The 23,703-nt window shown below is 73.1% G+C and carries 26 protein-coding genes; 12 read left to right on the top strand and 14 right to left on the bottom strand.

Annotated features, from left to right (window positions below; genetic code table 11):
* Window positions 1–72: 72 nt before the first annotated feature.
* The 4 genes from rfbD to PYR91_RS26180 are packed head-to-tail and all read right to left on the bottom strand — an operon-like array spanning window position 73 to window position 4,491.
* A complete protein-coding gene (gene rfbD / locus PYR91_RS26195; RefSeq protein ID WP_279783788.1) occupies window positions 73–999 on the bottom strand; it encodes a dTDP-4-dehydrorhamnose reductase in 927 nt (308 codons plus the stop codon).
* A complete protein-coding gene (gene rfbB / locus PYR91_RS26190) occupies window positions 996–1,964 on the bottom strand; it encodes a dTDP-glucose 4,6-dehydratase (protein ID WP_279783786.1) in 969 nt (322 codons plus the stop codon). Before rfbB ends, rfbD begins: the two co-directional genes overlap by 4 nt.
* Window positions 1,961–3,028, bottom strand: a complete 1,068-nt coding sequence (locus PYR91_RS26185; RefSeq protein ID WP_279783784.1) for a glucose-1-phosphate thymidylyltransferase — start codon at window positions 3,026–3,028, stop codon at window positions 1,961–1,963. Before PYR91_RS26185 ends, rfbB begins: the two co-directional genes overlap by 4 nt.
* Window positions 3,028–4,491 carry a sugar transferase gene (locus PYR91_RS26180; protein WP_279783782.1) on the bottom strand — a complete coding sequence of 488 codons (1,464 nt, stop codon included), beginning with the start codon at window positions 4,489–4,491 and terminating at the stop codon, window positions 3,028–3,030. The genes PYR91_RS26185 and PYR91_RS26180 overlap by 1 nt, the downstream gene beginning before the upstream one ends.
* A gap of 237 nt (window positions 4,492–4,728) precedes the next feature.
* Between PYR91_RS26180 and PYR91_RS26175 the strand changes: the two genes are divergently transcribed.
* The gene (locus PYR91_RS26175; RefSeq protein ID WP_279783781.1) at window positions 4,729–5,520 is read left to right on the top strand and encodes a crotonase/enoyl-CoA hydratase family protein; all 792 of its coding nucleotides are present in this window, start codon (window positions 4,729–4,731) and stop codon (window positions 5,518–5,520) included.
* Between the two features lie 15 nt (window positions 5,521–5,535).
* Here the strand turns inward: PYR91_RS26175 and PYR91_RS26170 are convergent, their stop codons facing one another.
* From PYR91_RS26170 to PYR91_RS26160, 3 genes are read right to left on the bottom strand one after another with little or no spacing between them, the layout of a single operon-like run.
* Complete coding sequence (locus tag PYR91_RS26170; RefSeq protein WP_279783779.1) at window positions 5,536–5,886, bottom strand: hypothetical protein; 351 nt, start codon at window positions 5,884–5,886, stop codon at window positions 5,536–5,538.
* A gap of 46 nt (window positions 5,887–5,932) precedes the next feature.
* Window positions 5,933–6,550 carry a GntR family transcriptional regulator gene (locus PYR91_RS26165; protein ID WP_279783777.1) on the bottom strand — a complete coding sequence of 206 codons (618 nt, stop codon included), beginning with the start codon at window positions 6,548–6,550 and terminating at the stop codon, window positions 5,933–5,935.
* Window positions 6,547–7,545, bottom strand: coding sequence for an EamA family transporter (locus PYR91_RS26160; RefSeq protein WP_279783775.1), 999 nt, complete (start codon window positions 7,543–7,545; stop codon window positions 6,547–6,549). Before PYR91_RS26160 ends, PYR91_RS26165 begins: the two co-directional genes overlap by 4 nt.
* A gap of 221 nt (window positions 7,546–7,766) precedes the next feature.
* Between PYR91_RS26160 and PYR91_RS26155 the strand changes: the two genes are divergently transcribed.
* From PYR91_RS26155 to PYR91_RS26135, 5 genes are all read left to right on the top strand, one after another.
* Window positions 7,767–10,226, top strand: coding sequence for a nitrate- and nitrite sensing domain-containing protein (locus PYR91_RS26155; protein ID WP_279783773.1), 2,460 nt, complete (start codon window positions 7,767–7,769; stop codon window positions 10,224–10,226).
* Window positions 10,223–10,591, top strand: coding sequence for a DUF742 domain-containing protein (locus PYR91_RS26150; RefSeq protein WP_279783772.1), 369 nt, complete (start codon window positions 10,223–10,225; stop codon window positions 10,589–10,591). Before PYR91_RS26155 ends, PYR91_RS26150 begins: the two co-directional genes overlap by 4 nt.
* Window positions 10,592–10,888: 297 nt before the next feature.
* The gene (locus PYR91_RS26145) at window positions 10,889–11,083 is read left to right on the top strand and encodes a DUF5999 family protein (RefSeq protein ID WP_279783770.1); all 195 of its coding nucleotides are present in this window, start codon (window positions 10,889–10,891) and stop codon (window positions 11,081–11,083) included.
* Between the two features lie 5 nt (window positions 11,084–11,088).
* Window positions 11,089–11,658: an ATP-binding protein gene (locus PYR91_RS26140; RefSeq protein ID WP_279783922.1), complete on the top strand. Its 570-nt coding sequence runs from the start codon at window positions 11,089–11,091 to the stop codon at window positions 11,656–11,658.
* Window positions 11,659–11,674: 16 nt separating this feature from the next.
* Window positions 11,675–11,851 carry a hypothetical protein gene (locus PYR91_RS26135; RefSeq protein WP_279783767.1) on the top strand — a complete coding sequence of 59 codons (177 nt, stop codon included), beginning with the start codon at window positions 11,675–11,677 and terminating at the stop codon, window positions 11,849–11,851.
* Here PYR91_RS26135 and PYR91_RS26130 read toward each other — a convergent pair.
* A complete protein-coding gene (locus PYR91_RS26130) occupies window positions 11,848–14,202 on the bottom strand; it encodes a LuxR C-terminal-related transcriptional regulator (protein WP_279783765.1) in 2,355 nt (784 codons plus the stop codon). The genes PYR91_RS26135 and PYR91_RS26130 overlap by 4 nt on opposite strands.
* A 215-nt stretch (window positions 14,203–14,417) precedes the next feature.
* On the opposite strand from PYR91_RS26130, the gene PYR91_RS26125 reads away from it, so the two are divergent.
* Window positions 14,418–15,338, top strand: coding sequence for an SDR family oxidoreductase (locus PYR91_RS26125; protein WP_279783920.1), 921 nt, complete (start codon window positions 14,418–14,420; stop codon window positions 15,336–15,338).
* A 67-nt stretch (window positions 15,339–15,405) separates the two neighbouring features.
* Here PYR91_RS26125 and PYR91_RS26120 read toward each other — a convergent pair whose 3' ends face one another.
* Window positions 15,406–16,395 (bottom strand): YafY family protein, encoded by a 990-nt coding sequence (locus PYR91_RS26120; RefSeq protein ID WP_279783763.1) that lies wholly within the window; start codon window positions 16,393–16,395, stop codon window positions 15,406–15,408.
* 116 nt (window positions 16,396–16,511) lie between these two features.
* Between PYR91_RS26120 and PYR91_RS26115 the strand changes: the two genes are divergently transcribed.
* Window positions 16,512–16,901: a VOC family protein gene (locus PYR91_RS26115; protein ID WP_279783761.1), complete on the top strand. Its 390-nt coding sequence runs from the start codon at window positions 16,512–16,514 to the stop codon at window positions 16,899–16,901.
* Window positions 16,902–17,089: 188 nt separating this feature from the next.
* Window positions 17,090–17,863 (top strand): class I SAM-dependent methyltransferase, encoded by a 774-nt coding sequence (locus PYR91_RS26110; protein WP_279783759.1) that lies wholly within the window; start codon window positions 17,090–17,092, stop codon window positions 17,861–17,863.
* A 60-nt stretch (window positions 17,864–17,923) separates the two neighbouring features.
* Here PYR91_RS26110 and PYR91_RS26105 read toward each other — a convergent pair whose 3' ends face one another.
* The gene (locus PYR91_RS26105; RefSeq protein WP_279783758.1) at window positions 17,924–18,499 is read right to left on the bottom strand and encodes a helix-turn-helix domain containing protein; all 576 of its coding nucleotides are present in this window, start codon (window positions 18,497–18,499) and stop codon (window positions 17,924–17,926) included.
* A gap of 176 nt (window positions 18,500–18,675) precedes the next feature.
* On the opposite strand from PYR91_RS26105, the gene PYR91_RS26100 reads away from it, so the two are divergent.
* On the top strand, window positions 18,676–19,620 hold the full coding sequence (locus tag PYR91_RS26100; protein ID WP_279783756.1) for an SDR family NAD(P)-dependent oxidoreductase: 945 nt from the start codon (window positions 18,676–18,678) through the stop codon (window positions 19,618–19,620).
* Between the two features lie 59 nt (window positions 19,621–19,679).
* Here the strand turns inward: PYR91_RS26100 and PYR91_RS26095 are convergent, their stop codons facing one another.
* Window positions 19,680–19,961: a DUF6295 family protein gene (locus tag PYR91_RS26095; protein WP_279783753.1), complete on the bottom strand. Its 282-nt coding sequence runs from the start codon at window positions 19,959–19,961 to the stop codon at window positions 19,680–19,682.
* Between the two features lie 12 nt (window positions 19,962–19,973).
* A complete protein-coding gene (locus PYR91_RS26090; protein ID WP_279783752.1) occupies window positions 19,974–20,717 on the bottom strand; it encodes a dienelactone hydrolase family protein in 744 nt (247 codons plus the stop codon).
* Between the two features lie 293 nt (window positions 20,718–21,010).
* Here PYR91_RS26090 and PYR91_RS26085 point away from each other — a divergent pair, with 293 nt between their 5' ends.
* Together PYR91_RS26085 and PYR91_RS26080 are read left to right on the top strand one after the other, a co-directional pair.
* Window positions 21,011–21,529: a MarR family transcriptional regulator gene (locus PYR91_RS26085; RefSeq protein WP_279783750.1), complete on the top strand. Its 519-nt coding sequence runs from the start codon at window positions 21,011–21,013 to the stop codon at window positions 21,527–21,529.
* Between the two features lie 23 nt (window positions 21,530–21,552).
* A complete protein-coding gene (locus PYR91_RS26080) occupies window positions 21,553–22,317 on the top strand; it encodes an SDR family oxidoreductase (protein WP_279783748.1) in 765 nt (254 codons plus the stop codon).
* Window positions 22,318–22,398: 81 nt separating this feature from the next.
* Here the strand turns inward: PYR91_RS26080 and PYR91_RS26075 are convergent, their stop codons facing one another.
* Window positions 22,399–23,361 carry a hypothetical protein gene (locus PYR91_RS26075; protein ID WP_279783746.1) on the bottom strand — a complete coding sequence of 321 codons (963 nt, stop codon included), beginning with the start codon at window positions 23,359–23,361 and terminating at the stop codon, window positions 22,399–22,401.
* Entirely contained in the window at window positions 23,358–23,696 is a 339-nt protein-coding gene (locus PYR91_RS26070; protein ID WP_279783744.1) for a helix-turn-helix transcriptional regulator, read from the bottom strand. Before PYR91_RS26070 ends, PYR91_RS26075 begins: the two co-directional genes overlap by 4 nt.
* Window positions 23,697–23,703: the final 7 nt, after the last annotated feature.

Here is a 23,703-nt window from a genome sequence, read left to right as displayed (position 1 = left end):
GCGGTGACGGGCGGGGCGGTGACCGCCAGGCGAGCTACGGCCAGGCGGACGTGACGGGCGGGGCGGCGACCGCTAGGTGAGCCGCGGCCAGGCGGCGCGCAGGGCGGCGCGCCAGTCGCGCATCGCCGGCAGGCCCGCCTCGTGCCACCGGGTGTGGGCCAGGACGCTGTTGGCCGGGCGCGCGGCGGGGCGGGGGAAGTCGGCCGAGGTCGTGGGGCGTACGCGGGCCGGGTCGGCGCCCAGCAGCGTGAAGACCTCCCTGGCCAGGTGGTACCAGGTGGTCTGGCCGGAGCTGGTGCCGTGGTAGACGCCGGGGGGCGCCTCCGCGCGGGCCAGGCGCACGAGCTGGGCTGCCAGGTCGTGGGTGCAGGTGGGCTGGCCCCGCTGGTCGTCGACGACGTTCACCGTCTCGCGCACCCCGGCCAGCTTGACCATCGTGCGGACGAAGTCGCTCCCGGGGCCGCCGCCGTACAACCAGGCGGTGCGCACGACATAGCCGGTGTCCGGCAGCAGTTCCAGCACCGCGCGCTCGCCGGCGAGCTTGGTGCGGCCGTAGGCGTTCACCGGGGCGGTCGGCGCGTCCTCGGGGTACGGGGCGGGCGTGGTGCCGTCGAAGACGTAGTCGGTGGAGACGTGCACCAGGCGGGTGCCCAGGTCGGCGCAGGCCGACGCCAGGGCGCGGGCGCCCGTGCCGTTGACCGCCAGCGCCTCCCCCTCGCGGGCCTCGGCGTCGTCCACGGCCGTCCAGGCTGCGCAGTTGAAGACGACGTCGGGCTTCTCCCGGTGCACGGTCTCGACGACGGCCTGCGGGTCGCCGAGGTCGAGCCGGTCGCGGCCGAAGGCGAGGATGTCGCAGCCGCGCCAGTCGGGTGAGATGCGCACCGCGGACCCGTCGCCGGCGGCCGGGGACGGCGCCTCGGCGTCGCGTTCGGCCTCCAGCGCGGCCACCAGGGCCGTGCCGAGCATGCCCCGGGCGCCGGTGACGAGGATGCGGGTCACGGGGCGTCCTTGAGGGGCTTCCACCAGGAGGGGTTGTCGGCGTACCACCGCACGGTGGCGGCGATGCCCTCCTCGAAGCCGGTCGCCGGGGCGTAGCCCATGCCGCGCAGCTTGGAGTCGTCCAGGGAGTAGCGCCGGTCGTGGCCCTTGCGGTCGGGCACCCGCTCGACGGTGCTCCAGTCGGCGTCCAGCTCGGCCAGGATGTGCCCGATCAGCTCCAGGTTGGTCATCTCGGCCGTGCCGGCGATGTGGTAGACCTCGCCGGGCTCCCCGCGCTCGGCGACGAGCTGGATGCCGCGGCAGTGGTCGTCGACGTGCACCCAGTCGCGGACGTTCTCGCCGTCCCCGTACATCGGGATCGCGCGCCCTTCGAGGATGTTGGTGACGAAGAGCGGGACGGCCTTCTCCGGGAACTGGTACGGGCCGTAGTTGTTGCCGCAGCGGGTGATCGAGACGGGCAGGCCGTGGGTCACCGCGTAGGCGCGGGCGAGCAGGTCGCCCCCGGCCTTGGCGGCGGAGTACGGCGATCGGGGCAGCAGCGGGGCGTCCTCGGCCCAGGAGCCCTGCTCGATCGACCCGTACACCTCGTCGGTCGACACCTGGACGACCCGGGGCACGGCTGCCTCCAGGCAGGCCTGCAGGACCGTCTGGGTGCCGAGCACGTTGGTACGCACGAAGGCCGAGGGGCCCTCGATCGACCGGTCGACGTGCGACTCGGCGGCGAAGTTCAGCACGACGTCGTGGCCGGGGACGACCTCGGCCAGCAGCTCGGCGTCGCAGACATCGCCGTGGACGAAGGTGTAGCCGCCGTCCACCGGCTCCAGGTTGGCGAGGTTGCCCGCGTAGGTGAGACGGTCGAGCACGGTGACCTCGGCGCCCGCGTACGCGGGGAAGCCTCCGCCGAGCAGCGTGCGGACATAGTGCGATCCGATGAAACCGGCGCCGCCGGTGACCAGAATCCTCATGAGCTGATCTGCACCTTGCTGTGATCGCCGAGCACCAGCCGATGGGCCCTCGGGGTGTTGGGGGCGGGCGTGACCTCGACGTCGCGCCCGATCAGGGAGGCCTCGATGCGGCGGACCCCGTGGATGGAGGCGCGGTGCAGCATGATCGAGTACTCGATCTCGCTTTCCGCGATGTGGCAGTTCTCGGCGACCGAGGTGAACGGGCCGACATAGGAGTCGCGGATCACCGCGCCGGCGCCGACGATGACCGGGCCGACGATGCGTGAGCCCGCCACCTCGGCCCCGGCCTCGACCACGACCCTGCCGATGATCTCGCAGTCGTCGGCGACCTTGCCGTCCAGCCGCTGCTCCAGGCCCTCCAGCACGAGCCGGTTGACCTCCAGCATGTCGGTGACGTTCCCGGTGTCCTTCCAGTAGCCGGAGACCTCCGTGGACTCCACCCGGCGCCCGGCGTCGATGAGCCACTGGATCGCGTCGGTGATCTCCAGCTCGCCGCGCCAGGACGGCTTGAGCGCCGCCACGGCGTCGTGCACGGCCGGGGTGAAGATGTAGACGCCGACGAGGGCGAGGTCGCTCTTGGGCGCGGGCGGCTTCTCCTCCAGCCCGACCACGCGCCCGGACGCGTCCAGCTCGGCCACGCCGAACTGCCGCGGGTCGGTGACCCGGGTCAGCATGATCTGCGCGGCCGGCCGGTCGGCGTGGAAGCGCCGCACGACGGGGTCGATGCCGCCGACGATGAAGTTGTCGCCGAGGTACATGACGAAGTCGTCGTCGCCGAGGTACTCGCGGGAGATCAGCACCGCGTGCGCCAGCCCGAGCGGGGCGTCCTGCCGCAGGTAGGTGACCTCCAGGCCGAACGCCGAACCGTCGCCGACGGCGCGCTCGATCTCCTCCTGGGTCGAGCCGACCACCATGCCGACCTCGGTGACGCCGGTCGCGGCGATGGCCTCCAGCACGTAGAACAGCACCGGTTTGTTGGCGACGGGGACGAGTTGCTTGGCGGAGGTGTGGGTGATCGGCCGGAGCCGGGTCCCGGACCCTCCGGCGAGCACGAGCGCCTTCACTAGTAGGCCCCTCCCCCGCGGAGCACCGCGGACCACGTCTTCCACAGGATCTGCAGGTCGAGGATGAGGGACCAGTTCTCGACGTAGCGCAGGTCGAGGCGGACCGACTCCTCCCACGACAGGTCGGAGCGGCCGCTGACCTGCCACAGGCCGGTCATGCCCGGCTTGACGACCAGCCGCCTGCGCACGTCGGTGCCGTACTGGGCGACCTCCGTGGGCAGCGGCGGGCGCGGGCCCACCAGCGACATCTCGCCGCGCACGACGTTGAGGAGCTGCGGCAGCTCGTCCAGCGAGTAGCGGCGCAGCAGGCCGCCCACCCGGGTGACGCGTGGATCGTTCCTCATCTTGAAGAGCACGCCGTCGAACTCGTTGCCCTCCAGCAGGCCGACCTTCAGCCGCTCGGCGTCGCGCACCATCGTGCGGAACTTGAAGACCTGGAACTCGTTCCCGGCGCGCCCCACGCGGGTCTGGGTGAACAGCGCCGGCCCGGCGCTGGTGGAGCGCACCAGCACGGCGATCACCGTCATCGGGAGCGCGAGAAGGGTGAGCGCCGCCGCCGCGACCAGCCGGTCGAACAGGCTCTTGACCACCTGGCGCGCCCCGTCGAACTCGGGGTGCTCCACGTGCAGCAGCGGCATGCCCGCCACCGGGCGGATGCTCGTGCGCGGCCCGGCGACGTCCATCAGCGCGGGCGCGACGAACAGCTCGGTGCCCTTGGTCTCGATGCTCCACGCCAGGCGGCGCAGGGCGGCGCCGTCCAGCTCCGGGCAGGCGAGCACGGCGACGGCGTCCGCGTAGGCCCGGTCGGCCACCGCCCCGACGTCGCCGAAGTCGCCGAGGACGGGGACGCCGTCGATGTCCAGCCCGTTGCCCGGGTGCTGGCCGGGCGGCACGCACGCCGCGACGACCCGCATGCCGTGGTACGGCTGGCGGCGGAACTGCATGACCAGGTCGAGCACCGCGGTGCGGTGGCCGACGGCGACGACGCGCCGCAGGTACTCGCCGTCGGCGCGGCGGCGGTGCAGCCGCTTGCGCATCCGGTGGCGGAAGACCAGCGTCAGGCCGGTCGCCAGCGGCAGCATCGCCATCACGTAGCTTCGGGCGATCATGGTCTGGGTCGTGTACGCGGCGATCGCGACGGCGGCCGTCAGGCCGACGCCTCCGTTGAATACGCCGCGGAACTCCTCGCTCCCCTCACCGTGGCTCTTCTCCCGGTACGCCCCGCCGAGGGCCATGGCCATCGGCCACACCAGGGCGAGCCCGAACCCGAAGAGCAGCTCCGACCAGGGAATGAAGGCTCCCAGCCACAGCCGGAAGCCCATGACGATCTCACATGCGATCATGGCGCACGCCACGTCGCCGGCCAGCAGGGTCCGCACGTACGACCGCGTCCAGATGCTCGACGCGGTCAGCGGCCCCGCATCGAGGAGCGCGGTACCGCGCTCCGCCACCCCCACCTTCATGCCACCCCTGCCGTCCCACTGATCGTGTGAACTAAACGACGGCCAACCTGTCCGTTTGGTTGACACATGTCGCGAAGGACCTCGCCACACGTAAGAACTCGTTCACATACTAAAGATCTTTATTAATGCGCGATATAGAACGGCATTGGCCACAATCGGCCTAGATCGAGCTGCGGACACCTCCTTGACGGAACGGTCCAAACCTGTGTAGCAGCCCCTCACAGCTACATTCGGTACATGTTTGGCATTCGCTGCGAACGATCCGGCCCGGTCACCACCGTCGTCCTGTCGCGCCCCGCGGTGCGCAACGCGGTCGACGGGCCCACCGCCGCGGCGCTGGCCGCCGCCTTCCGCGAGTTCGACGCCTCGGACGCGGCCGTCGCGGTGCTGTGGGGCGAGGGCGGCACCTTCTGCTCCGGCGCCGACCTGCACGCCATCGGCACCGAGCGCGGCAACCGCGTCGATGAGGACGGCGACGGGCCGATGGGCCCCACCCGCATGCGGCTGTCCAAGCCGGTGATCGCCGCGGTCGAGGGGTACGCCGTCGCGGGCGGGCTGGAGCTGGCGCTCTGGTGCGACCTGCGGGTGGCGGCGCGGGACGCCACGTTCGGGGTGTTCTGCCGCCGCTGGGGCGTCCCGCTCGTCGACGGCGGCACCGTGCGGCTGCCGCGGCTGGTGGGCGCGGGACGGGCCATGGACATGATCCTCACCGGCCGGCCCGTGGGGACGGCGGAGGCGCTGGGGATGGGCCTGGTCGACCGGGTGGCGGCTCCGGGCGAGGCCAGGCGGGTCGCCGAGGAGCTGGCGGCCGAGCTGGCCGCGCTGCCGCAGGCGTGCCTGCGCAACGACCGCCTGTCGGTCCTGGAACAGGAAGGGCTGCCCGAGCGGGAGGCCATGCGCGGGGAGCTGCGGCACGGGCTGCTCTCGCTCCAGGCGGGCGTCGCCGGGAACGTGGAGCGCTTCCGCGCGGGGGCCGGCCGCCACGGGCTTCCGGAGCACGCGGAGCACGCGGAGGCGGGCGAGGAGTGACGCCGGGCCGGGCCGCTAGTCGTACTCCAGGTCGGGCAGCGGCGACGGCGGGTCGGGGCTGCGCCACACGACCACGTAGCTGCGCTTGGCCGTCGTGAACGCCTCGCTCAGCCGGTCGAGGTCGAACTCCGGCAGGTAGCGGAGCCTCGTCAGAAAGGTCGCGTCGGTGGCGGAGCGGGGCACCACGCAGCCCTCACCGTCGCGGTCGAGCAGGACGATCAGGATGTCGGATTCGGTGAGACCGCCGACGCGGACCTCGACGACGTCCTCCCACGCGAGCGCCTCGACACTGCCGTCGGCGTAGTGGCGGGTGACGCCCTCTTCGGTGACGTAGACATATGAATCCGGCACTGAGTTGCCGTGCATGGGCGCGATTGTGACGACTCACGAGCACTCCATGCAAGAGAGTCCGCTAATCAGCGCCCCATGTGTGATCCAAATGACCGGCCACGGCCAGCCGCGCCGCCTCCGGCGGGCCCTCGGCGATGGCGTCCAGCAGGGCTTGGTGCTCCCCGACCAGGGTCTCCCTGTTGGGGTAGACGCGGCGCAGCCGCACCAGGCCCAGGCGCGTCTCGGCGGCCAGCACGGCGTACAGCCGCTCCAGCCGGGGGCTGCCCACGGCGAGGACGAGCTGCTCGTGCAGGGCCATGTGCTCGGCCACGACGTCCGCCCACGGCGCCTCGGGCGGCAGGGCCGCCATGCGGGCCAGCGCGGCGTCGGCGGCCGCCACCCGGCGGCCGGCGAGCCTGGCCGCCATCAGGTCCTCCAGCGGGCGCCGGACGTACATGAGGTCGTCCAGGTCGGCGATGGTGACCTCGGGCACGTACGCGCTGCGGTTGCGCTCGCGCCGGAGCAGCCCTTCGTGCACGAGCAGGGCCAGGGCCTCGCGCACGGTCGGGCGCGCGACGCCGTACAGCGCCGAGAGCTCCTGCTCGGGCAGGGCCGTGCCGGGGGCGATCTCGCCGGAGAGCACCCGCCGGCGCAGCTCTCCGGCGAGCGCGTCGACCGTGGAGACGGGACGCAGTTTCACGCCGACGATTGTGCCCCCTTCGCGACGGAGCGTCGCGCCCGGCCGGTCTCGGGTTCGGACGGGGAGCCGGCACCGTCCCCCGGCGGCGGCCCGGGAGGGGAGGACTCCGGGCGCGGCCGGCCGGGGACGGCCACCGCGACCAGGCCGGCGCCGAGCAGGAGCAGCCCCGCCCAGGAGACGGCCGTCAGCCGCTCGTGCAGGACCGCGACGCCGAGCAGCGCGGCGACGGCGGGCTCCGCCAGGGCTAGCGTGGCCGCCCGCGCCACCGGGGTCGAGCGAAGACCGCGACCGTAGAGGTGGTAGGCCAGCGCGGTGGTGGCGCACCCGAGGTACAGGGCGGTCAGCAGGCCGCGCGGCTCGGCGAGCCACGCGGGGCCGCTCCAGAGCAGCACCGGCAGCATGAGCGCCGCCGCGCCGCCGAACAGCACGCCCATGACCGCGCCCGACGGCGCCCCCGCGGTGATCGCCCGGGCTGCGGTGACCGCGTAGAACGCGTAGAGCAGCCCGCCGGCCAGCGCGAGCAGCACCCCGGCGGGGTCGACGCCGACGGCCTGGCCGCCGGAGACCAGGGCGGCGCAGCCGGCCACGGCGGCGGCGGTCGCGACCGTCCAGCGGCGGCCCGGCCTTCGCCGGTCGTACAGCCAGGACAGCAGGCCGGTGAAGACGGGCCCGCTGCCGATGGCGACCACCGTGCCCACCGCGACGCCCGTGCGCCCGACGGCGGCGAAGAAGCAGAGCTGGTACGCGGCGACCGCGGCCGCGGCGGCGAGCAGCGCCGTGCGGTGGCCTCGCGCCGGCAGGCGCCGCACGGCGGGGCCGGCGGCCACGAGGAGGACGAGACCTCCGATGACCAGCCGGGCCGCGGCGAGCGCGACCGGATCGCCGGGACCGGCCAGAGCCAGCGTGCCCGCGGTTCCGGCCGTGCCCCACAGGACGGCGGCCGCGACGACGGCGAGCGGGCCCCGGCCATTGGTACTAGGTATGACGTTTGTCATAAAGATATTGTCTGACAACCAGACAGTCCGCGCCACCCCAAAAGCGCTGGACCTACTCTGAACTGCACCTGTTTAGTTACTTACAGGCACTACCTACACGTCTTCACCGTTGGTACTGTTTCGCCACCAATAACCCGCGTGTAACAATGCGGTACCCCCTGCGAGGTCTCATGGGCGGGCATACGAGATCCATCAAGTTCAAGATCCTGACCCTGGTACTGGTGCCACTGGTATCCCTCGTGGGGATCTGGGCCTTCGCCGCGACCATCACGATCCAGAGCGGTGTCCAGCTGCTGCGGATCAAGTCCGTGTACGACGACATGATCGTTCCGGCGCGCGCCGCGACCACGCACATCCAGCAGGAGCGCTACCTCTCCCTGCTGTACCTCGGCTCCACCGGCGCCGACCACGCCGCCCTTGAGGAGCAGCGCGTCAAGACCGACCAGGCGCGCGCCAACCTCGAGAGGCTGGCGCTCACCCCGGCCGTCCGCGAGTCCGTCAGCGCCCCGCTGGTGCGGCGCGTCGAGGAGTTCGTCACGGTCATGCGCAGGCTCCCGGAGATCCGGGCGCGGGTCGACGCCCGCAGCTTCACCCGGCTGCTCGCGCTGGACGCCTACCGGCTGATGTCGGACGCCGCGAACAGGGTCTACGACAAGATCCAGCTCTCCAACGACGCCTCGCTCGGCGAGCCCACCCGCGCCATCACGCTGATCGGCCGCAGCCGCGACCTCATGAACGAGCAGGCTTCGATGCTGGCCGGCGTGGTGTCGGCCGGGGTCATGACCGGCGAGGAGCGCACCGCGTTCACCGCGATGGTGACCAAGCGGCGCCTGCTGTACGACATGGGCTTCCAGCTCCTGGACGACGAGCTGCGCCAGCCCTACCTCGACCTGCAGACCAGCCCCGCCTTCGCGCGGTACGCCGCGATCGAGGACCAGGTCACCAAGGACGTCCGGCCCGGCAGGCCCCTTCCCGGGTCGGCCGGCTCCTGGGGGCCCACGGTGCAGAACCTGAACATCCTGTTCGACCGGCAGGCCGGCGTCGCCTCCGAACGCATCGCCGGGCGCGCCGCGCCGATCGCGAACCGCACGCTGTGGCAGATCGGCGTCGCGGCCGGCCTGGGCCTGGTCGCGGTGGCCGCGTCGCTGTTCGTCAGCGTCCGCTTCGGCCGGCGCATCACCGCCGAGCTGGTCGAGCTGCAGCGCGCCGCGCTGGAGCTGGCGCGGCAGAAGCTTCCCGCGGTCGTGCGACGGCTGCGCGAGGGCGAGGACGTCGACGTGGCGGCGGAGAGTCCTCCGATCACTACCGGCACCACGCAGGAGATCGTCAGCGTCGGGCACGCCTTCACCTCCGTGCAGACCACCGCCATCGAGGCCGCCGTCGGCCAGGCGGAGATCCGCAAGGGTGTCAACAAGGTCTTCCTCAACCTCGCGCGCCGCAACCAGTCGCTGCTGCACCGGCAGCTCTCGATGCTGGACTCCCTGGAGCGGCGGGTCACCGACCCCGAGCTGCTGGAGGACCTGTTCGGCATCGACCACCTGACCACGCGCATGCGCCGGCACGCCGAGGGCCTCATCATCCTGTCGGGCGCCGTGCCGGGGCGCGGGTGGCGCAACCCCGTGCCGCTGTACGACGTCGTGCGCGCGGCCGTGGAGGAGGTCGAGGACTACCTGCGCGTCCACGTCGCCATCCCCGAGAACATGGCGTTGTCCGGGCAGTCGACCACCGACGTCATCCACCTGCTGGCCGAGCTGGTCGAGAACGCCACGATCTACTCGCCGCCGCAGACCCAGGTGGAGGTGCGCGGCGAGCTGGTGGCCCGGGGCTTCGTCATCGAGGTCGAGGACCGCGGGCTCGGCATGAGCCCCGAGGAGCTGGCCGACATCAACCAGCGGCTGGCGCGCCCGCCCGAGTTCGACCTGGCCGACAGCGACCGGCTCGGGCTGTTCGTGGTCGGCCGCCTGGCCGCGCGGCGCGGCATCCGCGTCTCGCTCCGCCCGTCGCCGTACGGCGGCACGACGGCGATCGTGCTGATCCCCGACGGCCTGGTGCGGCCGTCGGGCCCGCCGCAGCCCCCCGCCGAGCCGGTCGCCGCCCTGGAGGCGGGCCCCAAGCACGGGACCCCCGCGCTGAGCGCCGGCGGGCCCGCCAACGGGGCGGGCCGGACGCACGCGGGGGCGAGCACGGCGCAGGACCCGAGCCTCGCCGGCACCGCCGTGAACGGCTCAGGGAGCCGGCACTCCAGCGCCTCGGTGCTCGACGACACCCCGTCGGGCCGCCTTCGGCGGAACGCCGGCCGCCACGGGGCCGCCGTGCCCGCCCCCGCGGACGGCGAGACGCCGGCCGACGCCCCGGGCACGGAAGGCACGACGGCCGGCGGCCCGCGGAACCGGGCCGCCGGTGCCGTCGAGCCCGCGAAGGGGGAGGGCCGCGCGGCCGGGCTCCCGCACCGGGTGCGCCAGGCCAACCTCGCTCCCCAGCTGCGCGGCGCGGCCAGGCCGGGCTCCCCCGAGCGGGAGCCCTCGCACGCGGCCGGCGCGGTGAACGGCCCCCGGCCCGGCGCGGCCAACGGCGCGGGAGAATCCGCGGGCGAAGAGCCGACCGGGCCCTCACCCGATATGTTCTCCTCGTTCCGCGCCGGCTGGCAGCGCGCGCGTGAAGGGGAGGGGGACACCCGATGAGCGACGGGGAACGCTGGCTGGACCACGAGGCCGGGCCCCTGATCCGTCCCTACACCGTCACGCGCGGGCGCACCCGGCCGACCGGGCCCGCGTTCGACATGGTGGCGATCGTCAGGATGGTCCCGGGCGCGGTGCCGGGCGCCGGGCTCGGCCCGGAGCACGCGCGCCTGCTGCAGATGTGCGCCCGGCCGATCTCGGTGGTCGACCTGGCCTCCGAGAGCGACCTGTCGCTGGGGGTGGTCCGCGTCCTGCTGGGCGACCTGCGCGACCAGAAGCTCGTCACCGTGCGGCCTCCGGCGACGGTCTCGCAGCTCCCCGAGGAGCGCATCCTCCGGGAGGTGATCCAGGGCCTCCAGGCCCTGTAGCGGCTCTTCCAGGCGGTCCCGCGCCACCCGGGCGGGCCGCCCGCCTTCCTCGGCGCGTGCGCTCCCCCCGACGGGGCACACGCGCCGCGTTTCTTTACCCAAACCCTCGTTTGTCCGCTCTTGGACATGCGCACCATGCCTGGTAGGTAAAGATTTCGTGCTCATTCGGGGCATATGGGTAGCAATGTGGGTAATTATCCCGTTACTTGGTATGCAGCGGTCGGGAGATGCTCGACGTGTTGGCAAAGAGGTTCATGCGAGCACCCCGACCAAACCGAGGATCTGAAGGTACGAGCGATGTGCGATCACCGACCCGAGTGCCCGCCCGCGGACGCCGTCGACCACGAGGCCGCCTGCCTGGTGGCGTTCCACCCCGAGCAGGGGTGGGGGCTGCTGTGCAACGGCGTGGTGGTCTTCGACGACACCGGCGAGCTCCTGCCCGACGGGCGCAGCGTCCCGCCCATCCGAGCCGCGTACGGATGCGCGGCGTGAGCCAGATGACCCTGGTACGCCTCACCGCCCGGACGCTGGCCCGGCGCGGCCTGCGCCTGATCCCGCGCGTCCTGCCCGAGGACCGCGAGCACACCGCGTCCTGGCCCCTGCTCCCCGAGCCGACCACGGTGCCGGAGATCCGCGAGCGGGTGCGGGGGCGGCTGGCCGACTGGGGGGCGTGCGACCAGGGCGATGTGGTGGAGCTGCTGGTCAGCGAGCTGGTCACCAACGCCATGCGCCACGCCTGGGGAGGGACGCTGACCCTGACCCTGGAGCAGGGCACGCTGCGCTGCGAGGTCGTCGACACCAACCCGGCCATGCCCCAGGTCTGCCAGCCCGACGAGGCCGACGAGGGCGGTCGCGGCATGTGCATGGTGCAGGCGCTCGCCGACTCCTGGGGCTGCTACCCCGTGCCGTCCGGCAAGGTCGTCTGGTTCCAGCTCCACTGCTCGGCCGCCTGCGCGGCCGGCCACCGGACCGAGGGCCGGACGACGGCCGAGGAGCAGGCGCCGGACCCCGCGCGCGCCGGCGCGCCGGGCGCCGACGACCACCCCGGCACCGACACGGCCGCCTGAGAACGGATTTCCGGCAATGACCCAGAGCTCACAGGACAACGCCCGCCGCCGCCCGGTGCGGGCCGACGGCTCCGACCCCTGCCGCACCGACGGCCCCCGGCGGATCCGCCTGCGCCCGCGCAGGACCCGGCGCCGCCACCTGGACGACGCCCAGGACCTGCGCACGCCTTCGGGCCGGACGCTCCCCTACTAGCCGGGCTCCGCCGCCCCCGCCGCCCCCGGCGCGCTCGCGGCCCGGTTCCGGTCCCCCACCCAGACGGCGATCTGCGCCCGCGAGTGGAAGCCCAGCTTGCCCAGGATGTGCTCGATGTGCCCCTCGGCCGTGCGCTGCGCGATGACCAGGCTCCCGGCGATCTCCTTGTTGCTCAGCCCTCGCGCGACCAACTGCGCGATCTCCGTCTCCCTGCGGGTCAGCGGCGACGGCGCCTCGCCTGCGGGCGCCACCGCGGCCTCGCGGTCGCTCAGGGCGTAGTCCAGCGCCTCGTCCAGCGAGAGACGCGCCCCGCGCTCGACGGCGGCGCCCAGCGCCGCCTCGCCCATGGCCAGGCGGACGGTCGCCAGGCACTCCCCGTGGTAGATCATCAGGTGCCCGAAGCCCGACAGAGGCGCGCCCGCCGACTTCCAGATGTTCCGCAGGGCCCCCAGCAGCCGCGCCGCGCGCTCGTACTCCCCCGCGCCGGCGGCGACCCACGCCAGCACCTCCAGGTTCACCCCCGCGCCCAGCCAGTCGCCCAGCGAGCGGTTGAACCGCAGGCTCTCCCTCTCCAGCAAGGCCGCGCGCAGCGTGTCGCCCCGCCGCCAGACCTCGACGCCGAGGGCCATCATCGCGTAGGCCCGGTGCCAGCCCTCCCCGCGCGCCTCGCACATCCGAAGCGCCTCCTCGCCCACGCGCAGCGCCCGCTCGGAGTCGCCGAGGTAGGAGTAGACGAGGCACAGCCTGATCAGCGTCAGGGCCGTCCCGGCCTCGTCGCCGCACTCGCGGTGCCCGGCCAGCGCCTCCTTGTAGAGCTTCTCCGCCGCCTCGGCGTCGCCCTGGTACATCGCCGCCATGCCCGAGTACAGGGCGACGTACGCGAGGTCGGCGTCCAGGCCCAGCTTCTCGCCCAGCTCACGGCTCTCCTGGAGCATGACGAGGGCCCCCGGGAGGTCACCCTGGATGATCGCGAGCCAGCCGTCGCCCCACAGCGCACGCGCACGCGCCTCGCCCGCCTCGGTGGAGACGGCGAGCGCCTCCTCCAGCCAGCGGCGTCCCTCCCGCACGTGGTGGCTGGTCTTCCAGTGGTAGAGCAGGTCGGCGGCCATCCGCAGCCCGTCCTCCTCGCCGGGCCGTCCGTCGAGGGAGGAGCGGAGCGCGGCCCGCAGGTTGGCGTGCTCCAGCCGCAGCCGGGTCGCCCACTCGACCTGGGAGCCGGAGAACAGGTGCGCGCGCGCCTCGCGCGCCAGGCCCGCGTAGTGGACGCGGTGCCGCCGCCGCAGCTCGGCCTCCCGCCCCGACTCCGCCAGCCGTTCGGCGCCGTAGCGCCGGATCGTCTCCAGCAGCCGGTACCGCACTCCCGACGGATGCTCCTCGCGCAGCAGGACGGACTTCTCCACCAGCCCGATGACCAGGCCGATGACCTCCTCGCGCGCGATGCCGTCGCCCGAGCACACGGCCTCGGCGGCCTCCAGGTCGAGCCCTCCGGAGAAGCAGGAGGCCCGCGCCCACAGCAGCCGTTCGGGTTCGGTGCACAGGTCGTGGCTCCAGTCGACCATGGAGCGCAGCGTGCGGTGATGCCTCGGCACCGCGCGCGACCCGGCCGTCAGCAGGCGGAACCGGTCGTCGAGCCGGTCGAGGAGCTGCTGGACCGACAGCGCGCGCAGCCGCACCGCGGCCAGTTCGATGGCCAGCGGGATGCCGTCCAGGCGCCGGCAGATCCGCGCGACCGCCTCTCGGTTGGCCTCGGTGACCGAGAACCCCGGCAGGACGGCCGCGGCGCGCTCCACGAACAGCCGCACGGCGTCCACCTCGGCGAGCGAGGACGCGGACGGCACCGGCAGGTCCCTTTCCGGCACCGGCAGGGGCGGCACGGTCAGGGTCTGCTCTCCGGCGACGCCGAGCGCCTGCCTGCTGGTGACGAGGAGCCGCAGCTCCGGGACGCCGGCGAGCAGCTCCCCGGCCAGCTCCGCGCAGTCGTTGAGCGCGTGCTCGCAGTTGTCCAGGATGAGCAGGGTCTTGCGGTCCCCGAGGTGGTCGACGATCGCCTCCAGCGGCGCCCGGGCGTCGCCGTCGAGCTCCAGCGCGTCCGCCAGGGCCTGGACGAGCCCGTCACCCCGCAGTTCCGACAGCTCGACCAGCCACACGCCGCCCGGGAACGCGCGCCTGACCTCGTCTGCGAAGCGGCAGGCCAGGCGGGTCTTGCCGACGCCGCCCACACCAGTGAGGGTGACCAGCCGCGACCTCGAAAGGAGCGTCCTCAGCTCGGCCAGCTCGCGCCGCCGTCCGACGAAGCTCGTCATCTCGGCGGGGAGCCCGTGTCCGCGCCGCTGTCTTGGAGTGAAGGTCATCCGTTCACCGCTGCTTCGTGCCGGCGGGGAAGCGGCCTTTCCTGCGTCTGGGGGCCGGCACCATCCTCATTCCCGGTCACTGTCGGCAATCACCTGGCCGCGCCTCCCGATCCCCCCAGGTCACCGCAAAGGTTTGCATCTCCCGCCAAGTACCTGGAAAGCCCAGGAAAACACGACATGCGCTGTCTGGTATCGCTGACAGCATCGTCCGCATGATGTCGACACAGGGAACACTCACCGGCAGGGTCGCGCTGGTCGCGGGCGGGACGCGCGGGACGGGACGCGGGATCGCCAGGGAGCTCGGCGCCGCGGGCGCGACCGTCTACGTCACCGGACGCAGCACGCGGGAACGGCGCTCGGAGATGGACCGGCCCGAGACCATCGAGGAGACCGCCGAGCTGATCGAGGCGGCCGGCGGCAGGGCGATCGCCGTCCCGGTGGACCACCTGGAGCCGGAGCAGGTGAAGGCGCTGGCCGAGCGGGTCGACCGGGAGCAGGGGCGGCTCGACGTCCTGGTGAACGACATCTGGGGCGGGGACGGGCTCGTCGAGTGGAACGTCAAGCTCTGGCAGCACCCGCTCGACCGGGGGCTGCGGCTGCTGCGGCTGGCGGTCGACACGCATCTCATCACCGGCCACTTCCTGCTGCCGCTGATGATCAGGGAGCCGGGCGGGCTGCACGTCGAGGTCACCGACGGGACCACCGAGTACAACAGCAGGAACTACCGGCTGTCGGCCTTCTACGACCTCGCCAAGGCGTCGGTGAACCGCATGGGCTACGGCCTGGGCGAGGAGCTGCGCGAGTACGGCTGCACGGCGGTCGCGCTCACGCCGGGGTGGCTGCGGTCGGAGATGATGCTGGAGCACTACGGGGTCACCGAGGAGAACTGGCGGGACGCCACGGCCGCCACCCCGCACTTCGCCATCTCCGAGACGCCCGCGTTCACCGGCCGGGCGGTGGTGGCGCTGGCCGCCGACCCCGACCGGGCACGGTGGAACGGCCAGTCGCTGAGCAGCGGCGCGCTGGCGCGGGTGTACGGGTTCACCGACGTGGACGGCAGCCGGCCCGACGCCTGGCGGTACATCACCGAGGTCGCCGACCCCGGCAAGCCCGCCGACGTCACCGGCTACCGCTGACCGGCCGCGTGTCTCCCGCGCCGGCGGGGCCACGGCCACCCGGACGACGACCGTCGAGGAGGGCGGGTCACCCGCCGGACGTGTCCGGCGGGTGACCACCGTACTGGGCGGCCATCCGGGCCGCCGCCTCGGCGAGCTGGGCGCGCAGCGACGGCGGGTCCAGCGCCTCGGCCTCGGGGCCGAGGTGCATCAGCACGGTGTAGGCGACGGCGAGGGACTCGACGGGCAGGCGGGTGACGACCCGGCCGAGCCCGTCGGGCTCACCCGCCGCCGCCAGGGCGCGGCCGGCCGCCGTGGGCCCGGCCACGGACGGCAGCGCGCGCAGGCCCCGGGGGGTCAGCCGGACGGTGATCTCGTCGGTCAGCAGCGACGCCAGGAACCCCTCCACCCCGGCCGCCCAGAACCCGACCAGGTCGAAGCCCTCGTCGCGCGCGAACGTCTCCCCGGTCGGGGTCACGGCGGCGACCCGGTCGGCGCGGTAGGTGCGGTACTGCCCGCCCACCTGGCCGACGACGTACCAGACGCCGTTCTTCAGCACGAGGCCGTAGGGGCTGACCGTGCGGACCACCTCGCGGCCGCGCCGGTAACGCAGCTCCACGACCTGGTCCTGCCAGACGGCCCGGGCCAGGTCGGCCAGCAGGTCGGGCGGCCCGGTACCGGTGAACCAGCCGGGGGTGTCCAGGTGGAACCGCTGGCCCGCCCGCGCCGAGGCGTCGCGCAGGGCCGGCGGCAGGGCGGCGAGCACCTTGAGCCGGGCCGAGGAGACCGCGTCCGCCAGCCCCATGTCCCTGCTGGGCCCGGTGAGCCCCGACAGGAACAGCGCCTCGGCCTCGGCGCGGCTCAGCCCGGTGAGACGGGTGCGGTAGCCGCCGACCAGGCGGTACCCGCCCCGCCGGCCCCGGTCGGCGTAGACCGGCACCCCGGCGGCCGACAGCGCCAGCACGTCGCGCGAGACCGTGCGCTCGGACACCTCCAGCTCCCTGGCGAGCTCGGCGGCGGTCATCGTCCCACGCGACTGGAGCAGCAGCACGAGCGAGATCAACCGGGCGGCACGCATACCTCCATCCTCGCTCCAACCGGACGCCCCTCCTCGCCCCCACTAGTTCAGTCTTGACTTATATAAGCAGGTGATGCGAGTCTTGCCCCGAACAGTTCGAGAAACGGGAGAACCAGATGATCAAAATCGCGGTGGCGAGCGTCTTCGTCGAGGACCAGGCCGAGGCTCTCGCCTTCTACACCGACGTCGTGGGGTTCGCGAAGAAGCAGGACATCCCGGTGGGCGACGCGCGGTGGCTCACGGTGGCCTCCCCCGCCGGCCCCGAGGGGGTGGAGCTGCTGCTCGAACCCAACGGCAACCCCATCGCCAAGACGTACCAGCAGGGCCTGTTCGAGGCCGGGATTCCCGCCACGACGTTCGCCTCCGACGACATCCACGCCGACTACGCCCGCATGAAGGCCCTCGGCGTGGTCTTCACCTCCGAGCCCGTCCGCACCGGCCCGGTGAGCAGCGTCACCTTCGAGGACACCTGCGGCAACCTCATCGGCCTGCACCAGGTCCACTGACCCACGGCACCCCCGCCCCCGCCCGCCGCCCGCGCCCTGCCCCCCTCGGGCGCCTGGAGGACGGACGCTCCATGAGCGCGTGACGCCGCCGCCATTGACGGCGCCGCCGCCACCTCCGGCCGTCCCCGCCCCCCGAGGCGGCGGAAAACTCGTTGCCCTCGCGCGGGGCGGGGAGACAGCCTGAGATCATGACGACGACCCGGACGTTCGACGACCTGGTGGCCGAGGCCGCATCCGCCCCCGTCGACGGCTGGGACTTCTCCTGGCTGGACGGCCGCGCGACCGAGCAGCGCCCCTCCTGGGGGTACGCGCGCCTCGCGGCCGGGCGCATGGCCCACGCCACGGCGGCGCTCGACATCGAGACCGGCGGCGGCGAGGTGCTCGCCGGGCTGCCCGCCCTCGCCCCGCTCACCGTGGCCACGGAGGCCTGGCCGCCGAACGTGGCGCACGCGACCGCGATGCTCCGCCCCCGCGGCGTGGCGGTCGTCGACACCGGCGGCGAGCCGCGGCTCCCGTTCGGTGACGCGGCGTTCGACCTGGTGATCAGCCGCCACCCGGTGGCGACCTGGTGGCAGGAGATCGCCCGCGTGCTCCAGCCCGGCGGCACCTACCTGTCGCAGCAGGTGGGCCCGCGCAGCGTCGCGGGCCTCGGCGAGCTGTTCACCGGCCCCTGGCCCCCCGGCGCGGACCGCACCCCCGAACGCGCCCGCGAGGCCGCGGAAGCCGCGGGCCTGGAGGTCCTCGACCTGCGCACGGAGTCCCTGCGCACCACCTTCGACGACATCGGCGCCGTGGTCTACTACCTCAGAAAGATCGTCTGGCTCGTCCCCGGCTTCACCGTCACCCGCCACCGCCCCCAGCTGGAAGCCCTGCACGCCCGCATCCAGGCCGAGGGCCCCTTCGTCACCCACGCCACCCGCTACCTCATCGAGGCCCGCAAGCCCACCGGGATCACTGAATAGCCGTTAAGCACAACAAACCTGGTCATACGGGACCGCCCACCTCAGAGCCCCAGCGACTCCTCAGCGGGTGCCGTGGCGGAGGCCGTCCATCAGCAGGTCGAGCAGGCGGCCCGCCTGGGGGCGTCGCTCGGGGTCGCCGGTGGCCAGGGAGACCCCGCTCAGGAGGGTGAGCACGTCGATCGGGTCGGCGTCGGGGCGTACGGTGCGCGCGGCGGCTCCGGCCCGGAGCAGTGTCGTGAGGGCGTCGACCAGGCGGTCGCGGCTGTGGGCGTACGGGTCGCCGCCCGTGGCGATGACGGCGCGCAGCGCGTCGGCCATGCCGCGTTTGGTGGTCATGTAGTCGACGAAGCGGTCCATCCACGCGCGCAGCGCCTCATCTGGCGGGGCCGATTCCAGCAGGCCGGGCACCGCGTCGCACAGCCGGGCCAGCTCGTTGCGGTAGGCCGCCTCGATGAGCGCCTCGCGGGTGGGGAAGTGCCGGTAGAGCGTGCCGATGCCGACGCCGGCGTCCTTGGCGATGGCGTCCAGCGTCACGTCGGGGCCGTCGTGTGAGAACGCGCGCACCGCGGCGTCGAGCAGGCGGTCGCGATTGCGTCGCGCGTCGGCGCGCAGCGGTCGGGCGCCGGTGACCGGCACGGCTTCTCCTCTCCTCCCGAAGCGGGTTCGTACGTCGCCCAACTGTCCCACCACCGTGCGCGACTTGCTAAATGGAGGAAGCTCCGCTTAGAGTCGATAGGTAGTGGAGGCTCCTCCGGTTAATATCCTACCGGCTCGCCTCCCGGTTCGCACGAGCAAGCAAGAGGGACCAGATCATGACCGACCACACTCGTATCACCACGCCGTTCACCGCCGAGTCCACCGCGGCGGAGGTCGTGGACGGCATCGACCTCACCGGCCGCCGGGCCGTCGTCACCGGCGGCGCGTCCGGCATCGGCGTCGAGACCGCGCGGGCGCTCGCGGGCGCCGGGGCCGAGGTGACGCTGGCCGTCCGCGACCTCGACGCCGGCGAGCGCACCGCCGAGGACGTCATCGCGACCACCGGCAACAAGCAGGTGCTGGTCATGCCGCTCGACCTGGCCGACCGGGCCTCCGTCGCCGCGTTCACCGCCGCGTGGGAGGGGCCGCTGCACCTCCTGGTGAACAACGCCGGCGTGATGGCCTCGCCGGAGGCGCGAACGCCCGAAGGCTGGGAGCTGCAGTTCGCCACCAACCACCTCGGCCACTTCGCGCTGACCACCGGGCTGCACGGTGCGCTGGCGCGGGCGGGCGGCGCGCGTGTCGTCTCGGTGAGCTCGTCCGCGCACCTGCGTTCGCCGGTGGTCTTCGAGGACATCCACTTCCGCGAGCGCGCGTACGAGCCGTGGAGCGCGTACGGCCAGTCCAAGACGGCCAACGTGCTGTTCGCGGTCGAGGCGACCAAGCGCTGGGCGGGCGACGGCATCACGGTCAACTCCCTGATGCCCGGCAGCATCCGCACCCGCCTCCAGCGTCACGTCACCGAGGAGGAGCTCGCCCGCCTGCGCGCCGAGACCGGCCCCGCCACCCCGTCGTGGAAGACGCCCGAGCAGGGCGCGGCGACGTCAGTGCTGGTCGCGACCTCCCCCCTGCTGGAGGGCGTCGGCGGCCGCTACTTCGAGGACTGCGAAGAGGCCGGCTTCAACGAGCCCGGCACCCGCCGCGGCGTCGCCCCCTACGCCCTCGACCCCGAAGCCGCCGCCCTCCTGTGGCAGGTCTCGATCGACACCCTCACCGCCTGACCGCTCCGGCCGGGCGCGTCCCCGCTCCCCCCCGGCGGGGGCCGTGCTCGCCAGGCGGGTCAGGCGTCCCGGTGGCGGGCGGAGGCGAGGCCCGGGGGCGCTGCGGCGAGGGCCTTCTGGATGGCGTCCACCAGGGCCAGCGCGGACTCCTCGGTGAGCTCGACGGCCACCCGGGCCGAGGGGCCCTCGTCCGGGTTGGTGAAGTCGATGTTCACCGTGTGCTCGTGGCAGGCATGGTACGGATGGTCGACGTAGACGGCTCCCCGGTTCAGGATGAACCATCCGGAGCCTCCCTTGCCCGCGCCGTCCAGCTCGATCGTCTCCGTGTGGTAGGTGCACATGCCGGTCTCCTGTCAGGTGGCGAGGTGGCGGCCGAAGAAGGCGAAGATCTTCTTCCAGCCGTCGATCGCGGCGGCGGGGCGGTAGGCGGGACGGTCGACGGAGAAGAAGGCGTGCCCGGCGCCCTCATAGCTGTGGAACTCGAAGTCCTTGCCGAGCTTCTCCAGGTGGGCCGACAGCTCGGCGACCTCGTCCGGCGCCGGGTGGTTGTCCTCGTCGCCGAACAGGCCGAGCAGGGGGCACGACAGTTCGGAGGCCCGGGAGACGAGCGGGGTGGCCTTGAGCGGGAACTGCGCCGGCGGGTTGGTCACCACGAAGGCCCCGTAGCAGTCCACCGCGGCGTCGATCTCCAGCGAGCACGCGACCAGGAACGCCTGCCGGCCGCCCGAACAGTACCCGATCACGCCGATCCTGCCGTTGGCGTGGTCGAGCGAGTTGAGGTGGGCGGCGGCCCCGGCGACGTCGCCGACGACCTGCTCGTCCGGCACCCCTCCCTTCGCCCGCGCCGCCGCGGCCTGGTCGTCCGGACTGACGCCGGCCCCCTCCCGGGAGTACAGATTGGGGCAGATCGCCGCGTACCCCGACGCCGCGAACCTGCGGACGATCTCCTTCGTCGCCGCGTCGTACCCGGGAAGGTGGTGGATCACCACCACGCCCGCGCGCGGCTCCTCCCCCAGTGGCCTGGCCAGATACGCCTCCAGCTCGGCCCCCTCGTGCCCCGGGATCGTCACCGTGCCCGCCCACATCGCGTCGCCCATATGAACGCCTCCTCGCGTCTCGCCGAAGCCCGGCGCCCGGGCCCCGGCGAGAGTCACGCACCACCCCTCGCCGACACAGCCCGTACGTGACCCGGCCCCGGTCGATCACTTCACGATCTCCGTACCGGTTGCGATGCTCTCACGGGCTGATCCACGCTCCGCCCCGCTCCACCCGGGAAGACACGCCGCCTGACGGCGAGCCCGCGCCTGAGCGCGACGCCGCGCCTTCCCATCCCAATAGATAGCCGGCTATAGTATGCACGGCTATGTAAATCGGCGATCGGACGGATCTGGTGAGCGAGGACCCGAGGCATGCCGTCACCGGGGCGCGCGAGCGCGCGGAGGCGGCTCGGCGGCCGGCGGGGGCCGGGGTGAGCGGCGGCCGCGAGGTCGCGGCGGCCCGGGGGCCGGTCGGGTACGCGCTGGCCCAGGCGACCAAGGCGCACCGGGTGGAGCTGCAGCGCCGCCTGGCGCGGCTCGGGCTGCACCTGGGGCAGGAGCTGCTCGTCGTCGACCTCCACCACAACCCCGGGACCACACAGGCGGAGCTCGTCCAGCGCATCGGCATCGAGCAGCCCACCATGGCCAAGGTGCTCACCCGCATGGAGCGCGCCGGGTTCGTCCAGCGGGCCCCCGACCCGGACGACCGTCGGGTGACCCGCCTGGAGCTGACCGAACGCGGCACGGCGGCCGTGGACGCCGTGCAGGCCATCTGGGCGGAGCTGGACGCCCAGGCCGCCGCCGGGCTCGGCGAGGACGACGCCCGGCGCCTCATCCGGCTGCTGAACACCGTCCGCGACAACCTCGCCTGACCTCACACCACCTGGAGACGCGCATGGAGCTGGGCCTGGAAGGAAGAGTCGTGCTGGTGACCGGCGCGAGCACGGCCATCGGCAGGGCCACCGCCCTGGCTTTCGCCGACGAGAAGGCCAAGGTCGCCGTCGGCTACCACACCAACGCCGAGGCCGCCGCCGAGACGGCCGCTCTGGCCGGGCGGCGCGGCGGTGTGGCGATCCCGTGGCGGCTCGACCTCGGACGGCCCGAGTCTCTGGACGCGGCGGTGGAGCACGTCCGCCGCGAGCTGGGGCCGATCGACGTCCTGGTGAACAACGCCGTCCGCTGGCCCGACTGGCCCGCTCCCGGCGAGCTGTTCGAGACCGCCCCCGCCGAACGGTTCACCACCTCGGTAACCGCCAACCTCGTCGGCCCGTACCTGCTGGCCCGCGCCGCCATCGCCGACATGCGCGCCAAGGGCTGGGGCCGCATCGTCAACATCTCCACCGGCCTGGTCGAGGACGGCTTCCCCGGCAACGTCTCCTACGTGGCCGCCAAGTCGGGCCTGCACGGCCTCACCCGGGTCATGTCCCGGGAACTGGCCGAGGCGGGCATCCTCACCAACGTCGTCATGCCCGGCTTCACCCCCGCCGACAAGCCCATGCCCCCCGAGCTGCTCGCCCAGGCCGCCGCTGCCGCCGCGACCCGCAGGGTCTCCCACCCCGGCGACGTCGCCGCCATGGTCGTCTTCCTCTGCTCGACCGCCAACACCCACACCACCGGCGAAGCCATCAGAACCGACGGCCACTTCCTCACCCCCGCCTGACCGCCCGCCCAGGCCACGTGACGGTGATGAGTCATCGTTGGATTCAATCGATCACGATGCTGGATTGAATCCAACGATGCCTCATACTCGCTGCCCGCCCGGGTGAGGATGAAGGTCAGAGGGTCGGCGACGGGCCAACCTGGCGAGGATGCCCAGGGGAATCAAAGCGCTGAGTGAGGCGAACAGCCAGCCGGCCTGGATATTGACCTCGATGTTGGACACGAAGTTCAGCGCGAGGGGGAGGGCGAGCAGCGCCACGCATCTGCGGCCGAGCGGGGAGCGCAGCGCGAGGCCCGTCGCGGCGAAGGCGACGGCGGTGAAGGTGACGTCGAGGGCGAGGTCGGTGAGCTGGGACTCGAAGAACACCCAGTAGCGTGGCAGGACCAGGGGTAACAGCATTCCCGACGCCCACACCGCCGCCCGCCGGGTGCCGGGTAGGGTCAGTCCTCTTCGGGGCGCTCGCGTCAGCGTCAGTGCGACCGCGGCGACGAGGGCGAGCGAGAGCCAGAGTTCAGGCCGGGAGAGCGGCGCGATCCACATGCCCCCTCCACCCGATGACGTGGGCACCTCCATCGTGGCCCACCTGGTGGCGGCCGCGGCCACGACCGCCCATCCCGCCACCGCGGACGTCCAGCGCAGGTTCAGCGCCACGGCCGCGAGGGCGCCGACCGACGCGATCAGCAACAGCAGGCACAGCACCACACCGGACAGCGGGAGGTCCTCAATGGGCAGCCCTTGGCCGACCCGGACCCCGATGGACGTCACGCTGCCGAGCACGTTCAGCGACACCAGTACAAGGCCGATCACCCCGGCGACGGCGAACGCGTCCCGCCATGGGCCGGCCGCTCCCCTTCCGAACGCCCGGCGGGCGTGTAATCGCAGGGCGCCGGTGATAAGAGGGATCACCTCGCGGGGATCCGGCCGGGACAGCCCGGGGCGCGCGCTCGCGAGCAGCACGCCGATCATCTCGTCCTCATGGGCGTCGCGGTGGTCGCGCGGGTACCAGGCGAGCAGCCTGCGGTAGCGCCTCTCGAGGTCGTTCACGCCGCACCCCCGGCCATGCGGGCGCGCAGCCGGGAGGCGGCCGTGTCAGCGTGGGCGCGCAGGCGGTCGACCTCGGTTGAGAGCCGGGTCGCCCCTTCGGCGGTGAGCCTGTAGTAGCGGCGGGCCCTGCCGTCGACGATCTCCTCCCCTTCGACGGCGATCAGCCCTTCGTCACTCAGCCGCTCCAGCGCCGCGTAGAGCGTCCCCGCCCGCAGCCGCACCCGCTCGCCGGAGATGCGCAGCACGTCGGCGATGATCCCATAGCCGTGCTGAGGCCCGGCCGCCAGCGCGGTCAGGATCAGGAACGTGGGCTCCTGCATGGATCTAATATTCATGTCATAA

This window comes from Sphaerisporangium sp. TRM90804, from assembly GCF_029846175.1.
Taxonomy (GTDB): Bacteria; Actinomycetota; Actinomycetes; order Streptosporangiales; family Streptosporangiaceae; genus Sphaerisporangium.
This window is presented reverse-complemented; position numbering and strand designations above follow the sequence as displayed.

Coding starts and splice junctions, on each gene's coding strand:
- rfbB (WP_279783786.1), bottom strand. CDS start 1,964: ATGAGGATTCTGGTCACCGGCGGCGCCGGTTTCATCGGATCGCACTAT.
- PYR91_RS26180 (WP_279783782.1), bottom strand. CDS start 4,491: ATGAAGGTGGGGGTGGCGGAGCGCGGTACCGCGCTCCTCGATGCGGGG.
- PYR91_RS26175 (WP_279783781.1), top strand. CDS start 4,729: ATGTTTGGCATTCGCTGCGAACGATCCGGCCCGGTCACCACCGTCGTC.
- PYR91_RS26170 (WP_279783779.1), bottom strand. CDS start 5,886: ATGCACGGCAACTCAGTGCCGGATTCATATGTCTACGTCACCGAAGAG.
- PYR91_RS26160 (WP_279783775.1), bottom strand. CDS start 7,545: ATGACAAACGTCATACCTAGTACCAATGGCCGGGGCCCGCTCGCCGTC.
- PYR91_RS26150 (WP_279783772.1), top strand. CDS start 10,223: ATGAGCGACGGGGAACGCTGGCTGGACCACGAGGCCGGGCCCCTGATC.
- PYR91_RS26145 (WP_279783770.1), top strand. CDS start 10,889: ATGTGCGATCACCGACCCGAGTGCCCGCCCGCGGACGCCGTCGACCAC.
- PYR91_RS26140 (WP_279783922.1), top strand. CDS start 11,089: ATGACCCTGGTACGCCTCACCGCCCGGACGCTGGCCCGGCGCGGCCTG.
- PYR91_RS26135 (WP_279783767.1), top strand. CDS start 11,675: ATGACCCAGAGCTCACAGGACAACGCCCGCCGCCGCCCGGTGCGGGCC.
- PYR91_RS26130 (WP_279783765.1), bottom strand. CDS start 14,202: ATGACCTTCACTCCAAGACAGCGGCGCGGACACGGGCTCCCCGCCGAG.
- PYR91_RS26125 (WP_279783920.1), top strand. CDS start 14,418: ATGTCGACACAGGGAACACTCACCGGCAGGGTCGCGCTGGTCGCGGGC.
- PYR91_RS26120 (WP_279783763.1), bottom strand. CDS start 16,395: ATGCGTGCCGCCCGGTTGATCTCGCTCGTGCTGCTGCTCCAGTCGCGT.
- PYR91_RS26115 (WP_279783761.1), top strand. CDS start 16,512: ATGATCAAAATCGCGGTGGCGAGCGTCTTCGTCGAGGACCAGGCCGAG.
- PYR91_RS26110 (WP_279783759.1), top strand. CDS start 17,090: ATGACGACGACCCGGACGTTCGACGACCTGGTGGCCGAGGCCGCATCC.
- PYR91_RS26100 (WP_279783756.1), top strand. CDS start 18,676: ATGACCGACCACACTCGTATCACCACGCCGTTCACCGCCGAGTCCACC.
- PYR91_RS26095 (WP_279783753.1), bottom strand. CDS start 19,961: ATGTGCACCTACCACACGGAGACGATCGAGCTGGACGGCGCGGGCAAG.
- PYR91_RS26090 (WP_279783752.1), bottom strand. CDS start 20,717: ATGGGCGACGCGATGTGGGCGGGCACGGTGACGATCCCGGGGCACGAG.
- PYR91_RS26080 (WP_279783748.1), top strand. CDS start 21,553: ATGGAGCTGGGCCTGGAAGGAAGAGTCGTGCTGGTGACCGGCGCGAGC.
- PYR91_RS26070 (WP_279783744.1), bottom strand. CDS start 23,696: ATGAATATTAGATCCATGCAGGAGCCCACGTTCCTGATCCTGACCGCG.